The following is a 3011-nucleotide window of genomic DNA, read 5'->3' as shown; positions in this document are numbered from 1 at the left end:
AACGCCTGCATAACACGTTTATTACCATGCAAACCAACCTGAATTTAGCCGCCTTAATCACGAAACCCAAGGCAAACCAAGAACGCCGAATGTAATAAATCGTGTTGATGCGATTGTTAGCTGATTCCTGCAGCTTTCCTAACATCAGAATCATATATGATGTTAAACATCGTTTGTTCAATACTTGGAATATTTACCTGCTGAACAACTTCAAATGAATCTGTTAAGTATTCATAATACTCCCAACTTAGACTTGGTGCCCAATATTCCTTTATTAGTTGCTCAACGCAGTCACCAGATTGTAGTTTAAGCTCAACTCTATGTGTGATTGCAAAAGGGCACTTACAAGGTGTATTTGGCTTAACCTCGTACAAGTTAATATTTCTTAATGATACGCTTTGCTTCATTAAGAAAATAACTGCAAACTCTTCGTTATTAGTACAATACAAAGCATTTTTTCGACCAATTACTCCATTAGGTTTAGACTTATCCATTTCCATGGATGCCCGTGGATAGAAGCTGCTTTGTCGACTTGAATACAGCTGTTTTCCAATAGATAGTTGGCCAGTTGTTGCATGATAAAATTTCATATATCCTCTACAGTAACGACTTATTAACTTAATTATATTTCATCAAGATCATATTTTAATGCAGCCATCAATTTAGCTTTTGTGTTGGCTAAATTACTACGATTGGAATCTGATATTATCAAAATGCTTTCAGGTACATTCCTCGATATCTGAAACTTGGGACTTCCTATGTATTCAAGTATATCAACAAGTATTTTTTCAGATTTCTGTATATCGCCCATCATTTCTTCAAGGAGCGTAATGATCTCATTGTTAGTTGACAATTTAAAGGCATTTAGTCTTGAGAATAACTTCATCTCTTGAGTTTTAACATTTTCAACAGCAGTTCGAGCTCGTTGGTTAAACTCTACAGTGAGAGCATTTTTTGATGCGCTTGAAACACCAGATGCATATTCATAAAATTTCAGCATAATTTGACTTAAATCATCAGAAAGAGTTCTAGCAAGACACCCGTTAAATTCATCGATCTCTTGCATGAATTGATAATACTGAGACTTCTTACTCTCATATTGATGTTTTCTTTTTTCAATATCTAATTGATGCGCTTTCTTAACATCTTCAATGTCCTTTTGATACTTTGATATTATACTTTGCTTCTCGTCTTCAAGATCGTTGATATTTTCTTGTAGCGCGCGCGACTTCCCTTTCTCCTTTAAATACGCGGTGAAATATACTGACATAGCACCTATAATGATACCAATTATAGAACTTGAAAAAATTTGCATTAATTCCAAAATTACCTCCATACTTACAGAACAGCTAACGCCGCAATAACACGTTTATTACTACGACGACTTAGCTGAATTTTACTGCCTTAAACACCGAACCCAAAGACAAACCTACAACGCCGAATGTAATAAATCGTGTTGATTGCTTTGTTAGCACACAACTCACAAGGTTTTGTTCACCATGCTTGCCATTGGATGTTTCTCAATCATCCACCTAGCTATATCACCAAAGTCCCCCTTAAGATCTTTGAATAGATGAGCTGTTCGGGGAGACATTTGAGGGGACATTTCAGATAGAGGACAATCATACTTTATCTGTTCAGGTCTAAAGTTATAGCCCCAGTTTGAGATAGCCGCTAACCCTAGTGCTATGTTTGTATTGCAAATTTTGCCGAATATGTATTTTTGATTCTCAATCGGCATTCTTTCACCCATTGTAATTGTTTTAATACATTCCAATGGTATGTCCATCACGTGCACATCAAATCCATTAAAGTGTCCATTCGATTTACAATCGTTTAAGTTACGAGCGATACGAACTTCGTTTTCATATTCCCATTCTTTAGGCTTATAACAAAGCTCAGATAAACGAATGTGTTCTGAACTGTCTTGCAATAAGCTAAAATCTATTTTTGGCCTGTTTTGTTCATAAGATACGGGGAATAGTCCAGTAAAAAACTCATGTGTATCATCAAATTCGACTACGGCTCCTTTGTACTCATCCGCATAGTGAGACCACATAAGTAATGAGTTAGGATTTTTCGACAGACACAAGATGCCAATTAGATCATTAACTCCGTTTAGTACATCACGTGCTGCTATATCATTACAATTCTTTGACTCGAAATCATCTGCAAGTCTTGCTGGTGAGCCTTCCCTTTGAGGAGCGGTAACATCAAGCGAGAAACCTTTTATATCGTCAACTAAATATATTTCAGGAAGCAATTCAAATGGATCATTAAACGCTTTAGGCTGCGTGAACCGAATAGTTCCATCAAGCAAATATTTTAAATTTGAAAAAGATATGTATTTATACAGTCCCACAATAACTCCTAATGTTAATATTTACTCATGTGTGCTAACGCCTGCATAACACGTTTGCTACTATGCAGAACAAACTGAATTTTACTGCCTTAATCACTGAAATTAAAGGCAAACTGACAACGCCGAGTGTAGCAAATCGTGTTGATGCATTTGTTATGTGCGCTGTTGAACATTAAGTACCATTGGAACATAACGAATACCGTTTAAGCTTAACTCTTCTGATACAGGCTTAAATCCTACTTTTTTATAGAAACCAAGCGCATAAATCGAAGCTTTAACGCTAATTAATTTTGCACCACTTACCGCCTTCATTTCTTCAACTAAACCCTTAGCCACACCAAAACCGTGATATTCAGTTTTAACGTAAAGATGACCAATATAACTTTCGTCACGCCAGGCTATATATCCGATAATTTCGTTATCAATAGTAGCTTTAATCGCTGAATAAATACTGGCATCCTTTACCTTGTCGATATCAGATTTAAACGCCATTTTGATAGCTTTTTGACCTTCAGAATTAAGAAGAGGTACAACATGCTTATCATTAACAGCTTCACCCAATTTAAGAATTACATCTAAATCTTGATGAGTCACTTTTTCATACGAAAATTCCATTTTTACTCCTAGCACATAACGCCTAGAATAATGC

The 3011-nt window shown here is 35.9% G+C and carries 4 protein-coding genes; all 4 read right to left on the bottom strand.

Features of this window, described 5'->3' with window-relative positions; genetic code table 11:
* Positions 1 to 116 precede the first annotated feature (116 nt).
* On the bottom strand, positions 117 to 590 hold the full coding sequence (locus tag A6E04_RS15515; protein WP_065611790.1) for a hypothetical protein: 474 nt from the start codon (positions 588 to 590) through the stop codon (positions 117 to 119).
* A gap of 32 nt (positions 591 to 622) precedes the next feature.
* Positions 623 to 1324 carry a hypothetical protein gene (locus tag A6E04_RS15510; RefSeq protein ID WP_139078845.1) on the bottom strand — a complete coding sequence of 234 codons (702 nt, stop codon included), beginning with the start codon at positions 1322 to 1324 and terminating at the stop codon, positions 623 to 625.
* Between the two features lie 156 nt (positions 1325 to 1480).
* Positions 1481 to 2362 carry a DUF2971 domain-containing protein gene (locus A6E04_RS15505; RefSeq protein WP_065611788.1) on the bottom strand — a complete coding sequence of 294 codons (882 nt, stop codon included), beginning with the start codon at positions 2360 to 2362 and terminating at the stop codon, positions 1481 to 1483.
* Between the two features lie 153 nt (positions 2363 to 2515).
* A partial coding sequence (locus tag A6E04_RS15500) for a GNAT family N-acetyltransferase (RefSeq protein ID WP_244886286.1) occupies positions 2516 to 3011 on the bottom strand: 496 nt, incomplete at its 5' end.

Origin of the sequence: Aliivibrio logei (assembly GCF_001691055.1) — a bacterium.
GTDB classification, from domain to species: Bacteria; Pseudomonadota; Gammaproteobacteria; order Enterobacterales; family Vibrionaceae; genus Aliivibrio; species Aliivibrio salmonicida.
Note: the sequence above shows the minus strand (reverse complement) of the source record. Positions and strands in the feature narration are given on the sequence as shown.